The organism is Syntrophomonas sp. UBA5494 (assembly GCF_002426325.1).
This window is the reverse complement of the sequence record NZ_DIPG01000095.1, coordinates 2,866-6,273: the sequence shown is the minus strand read 5'-3', so window position 1 is coordinate 6,273 and position 3,408 is coordinate 2,866. Positions and strand designations below refer to the sequence as shown.

Below are 3,408 nucleotides of genomic sequence, written 5' to 3'. Positions count from 1 at the left end.
GCTCTGCCAGGATCTCCTGCAAGCCGGCCACAATCTTATCTTTTTCCTCTTCGTCAATTATCCCCTGCCTGGCCAGCATGGCAGCGTGGGCTATGCTCCCCGCTATGTCCTGGCGGTACATACGGCCGTCCACCGCGACGGAGGCATTAAAGTCCTCGGTTAACAGGTCGCTCTCTTTGGTAAAGCGGCCACCCCACAATTTCATATCAACACCCCTGTTCCTTGAGCTTTAACTACTTAATTATAGAGTACTCTGCGCCTGATACCAAGACTTCCGCCGCTTTTCACGCATTGACTACCCGCACCCTCGCTACCAGGGGCCGGAGCCGGGCCGCCATTTCCTGCAGTTCCTGGGGGCGGTAAGGCCTGCTGGAGCGGAGTCCGGGTTCCAGTGTCTGGCGGGGGTTGAACTGCTGCAGGGTATAGAGCTCTGCTCCTGCAATGGCTGACCCGATCTGGAGCAGGTCATCCGCATTGTGGTAAAGCGGCACCACCGTGGTTCTGAATTCCACCTCGATGGGGGCTTCTTTCAGTAAATGCACGCTGTTGCGTATATTGAGGAAGTCCTCCCGGCTGAGCCGCCCGCACACCTCCAGGTAATCCTTGTATTCCAGGGGGGCTTTGAGGTCCATGGCCACATAATCCACCAGGCCCCCCTCGATCAGGCTCTTTAAAACCTCATAACGAGTGCCGTTGGTATCGAGCTTCACCAGGTATCCCAGGGCTTTTATGGCCTGGCAGGCCTCGGGCAGGCCGGGATTGAGGGTGGGCTCGCCCCCGGTGATCACCACCCCGTCCAAAAAACCGGCGCGTTCTTGCAGGAATCCCAGCAAAATGTCCAGATCCAGGTCATTATTTTCGGTACGCCCCGGTTTGACCAGGAGGTGCCCGTTGTGGCAGTAAGGGCAGCGCAAATTACAGCCCCGGGTAAATAGCACCGCGGCTATTTTCCCGGGGTAGTCCACCAGACTCTGTTTTAAAAAACCTGCAAATCTCATGCCTCAAAACTCCGCATTCATTCGATATAGAGTACTGCCGCAGATGCTCTAGCCAACCTTGTAGGTCTGCCGGTTCCTAAACTCCTGCTGTTTGCCTTCATTCCACTGATCTACCGGGCGCAGATAGCCCACCACCCGTGAATACACCTCGCAGGAGGTCTCCTTGCCGCTCTCCTGGCAATAGGGGCATTCGAAATGCTCGCCCCGGATATAGCCGTGTTCAGGGCAAATGCTGAAGGTCGGGGAAATATAGTAGTAAGGCATATGGAACTGCTCGCAGGCCTTTTTGATCAAATTCTGGACCGCTCCCACATCCGGCAGGGCTTCGCCCAGGAAAATGTGGAAGGTGGTTCCCCCGGTATACAGTGTTTGCAGCGGGTCTTCCAGCTTCATGGCTTCCCAAAGATCATCGGTATATCCTACCGGCAGGAAGGTGGAATTGGTGTAAAACGGTTCGGCTCCTTGCTTCACCGCTTCGTTGTTGGCCACGATGATCTCCGGATACAGCCTGCGGTCTTTCTGCGGCAGGCTGTAGCTCACCCCTTCAGCCGGAGTGGCTTCCAAATTGAACAGGCTGCCGGTCTCATCCTGATAGGTGCTGATGCGGTCGCGCATGAACTGCAATACTTTGACAGCGAAGGCATGCCCGGCCGGGCTGGCGATATCCTGACCCAGGAAGTTCAGGCAGGATTCGTTCATTCCTACCAGACCGATGGTGGAGAAATGGTTCACCCAATACCTGCCGCTGGCCTCTTTGACATTGCGCAGGTAGAAGTGCGAATAGGGATAAAGCCCGGAATCGGTCAGGTTTTCCAACACCTTGCGCTTGATCTCCAGGCTGTCTTTGGCCAGGTCCATGACGCACGCCAGCCTCTCAAAATAATCAGCTTCATTCTTGGCCAGGTAGCCGATGCGGGGCATATTGATGGTCACCACGCCGATAGAGCCGGTCAAGGGGTTGGAGCCGAACAGCCCCCCGCCGCGGCGGCGCAGTTCGCGGTTGTCTAAACGCAGTCGGCAGCACATGCTGCGGGCATCTTCCGGATCCATATCCGAGTTGATATAATTGGAAAACCCAGGGATGCCGTATTTGGCGGTCATCTCCCAGATGCGGTCATAAGCCGGATTCTTCCAGTCGAAGTCGGCGGTGATGTTGTAGGTGGGGATGGGGAAGGTGAAAACCCGCTCCTCGGCATCGCCTTCCATCATCACCTCGGCGAAAGCCTGGTTGAGCATATCCATCTCCTTCTGGAATTCGCCATAGTTCTTTTCCATCAGCTGTCCGCCGATAATGGCGGCCTGATCCTTGAAGGAACCAGGAACCTTGAGGTCCATGGTGATGTTGGTAAACGGGGTCTGGAATCCCACCCGGGTAGGCACGTTGACATTGAAAATAAATTCCTGCAGGCTCTGTTTGACCTGTTCATAGCTTAAATTGTCGTAATAGATGAAGGGAGCCAGGAGGGTATCGAAGTTGGAAAATGCCTGTGCTCCGGCTGCCTCGCCCTGCAAAGTGTAGAAGAAGTTGACGATCTGGCCCAGAATGGTGCGGAAATGCTTGGCCGGCTTGCTGGCCACCTTGCCGCGGGTGCCTTTAAAGCCTTCCCGGATCAAATCCTGCAAATCCCAGCCCACGCAGTATACCGCCAGAATGCCCAGGTCATGCATATGGAAATCCCCGCTCTCCTGGGCGGTCTTCATCTGTGGGGTGTAGATCTGATTCAGCCAGTACTGGCTGGTAACTATAGAGGAGATATGGAAATTCATGCCCTGCAGGCTGAAATTCATGTTGGAGTTTTCTTTGACGCGCCAGTCGCTGCGATCCAGGTATTTGTTGACGATCTCGTTGCTCTCTAATAGCTGCCTGGTATCGCGCAGCATCTCATGCTGTTTGCGGTAGAGAATGTAAGCTTTGGCAGTTTTGTAATGGCCGTTTTTGACCAGGACCTTTTCCACCAGATCCTGAATCTCTTCCACCGAAAGGATCTCGTAATCATCCAGGCTTTGATATTCCGCCAGTTCCGCTACTTTATCCGCCAGGGTTTGGGCAATTTGAATATCGCGGCCGCCTACCGCTTTGGCGGCCTGAAATATTGCATTGACGATTTTTTGTTTTTCGAATGGCACCACCCGGCCATCCCTTTTGCGAATTTTTGTAATGCTCAAACCATTTCCTCCTTGTTTCAACCACAATATATATGGTGTGCTAATTGCTCTTCACACTATATACAGTATATACCACCATATAAGGGGATACAACGAGGCCTGTTTTGCCATATCCCAGAAATTATGTCTGGGGATGATCCAAACGAAGTATTTTGTCCTTTTTCAGCCCTTTTGAAAAAGTTAACAGGATGGAGTAAGCCCCATCCTGCGCCTATAGTCCTAGTGTTTCCCAGTAATTCAGCCC

The 3,408-nt window shown here is 53.5% G+C and carries 2 protein-coding genes and 1 pseudogene; all 3 read right to left on the bottom strand.

Going from position 1 to position 3,408, the window contains the following annotated elements:
• Positions 1-205 (bottom strand): annotated as a pseudogene (locus tag B3W37_RS10455) (argininosuccinate lyase); the annotation flags it as partial.
• Between the two features lie 79 nt (positions 206-284).
• The gene (locus tag B3W37_RS10450; RefSeq protein ID WP_483169820.1) at positions 285-998 is read right to left on the bottom strand and encodes an anaerobic ribonucleoside-triphosphate reductase activating protein; all 714 of its coding nucleotides are present in this window, start codon (positions 996-998) and stop codon (positions 285-287) included.
• Between the two features lie 48 nt (positions 999-1,046).
• Positions 1,047-3,164: a ribonucleoside triphosphate reductase gene (locus tag B3W37_RS10445; RefSeq protein ID WP_483169819.1), complete on the bottom strand. Its 2,118-nt coding sequence runs from the start codon at positions 3,162-3,164 to the stop codon at positions 1,047-1,049.
• Positions 3,165-3,408 lie beyond the last annotated feature (244 nt).